Annotated in this window: 1 protein-coding gene; it reads left to right on the top strand. The window is 68.1% G+C overall.

Features of this window, described 5'->3' with window-relative positions; genetic code table 11:
- A partial coding sequence (locus KUM44_RS44710; protein ID WP_254391024.1) for an ATP-binding cassette domain-containing protein occupies positions 1-282 on the top strand: 282 nt, incomplete at both ends.

The following is a 282-nucleotide window of genomic DNA, read 5'->3' as shown; positions in this document are numbered from 1 at the left end:
CAAGCCGGCCACCGCGACCGGCAAGTCGCTGTCGGTCGTGGCCCTGCGCAAGACCTACGGGGACGTGGTCGCTGTCGACGAGGCGTCGATGGAGATCGCGGCCGGGGAGTTCGTCACCTTCCTCGGCTCCTCCGGGTCGGGCAAGACCACGACGTTGATGATGATCGCCGGTTTCTGCGAGCCGGATTCCGGCACCATCACGGTCGGGGACCGTGACGTCACCCGGCTCGCGCCGCAGAAGCGGGGCCTGGGGTTCGTCTTCCAGCAGTACCTGCTCTTCCC

Source organism: Streptomyces sp. AC550_RSS872 (assembly GCF_019049285.1).
Taxonomy (GTDB): domain Bacteria; phylum Actinomycetota; class Actinomycetes; order Streptomycetales; family Streptomycetaceae; genus Streptomyces.
This window is presented reverse-complemented; position numbering and strand designations above follow the sequence as displayed.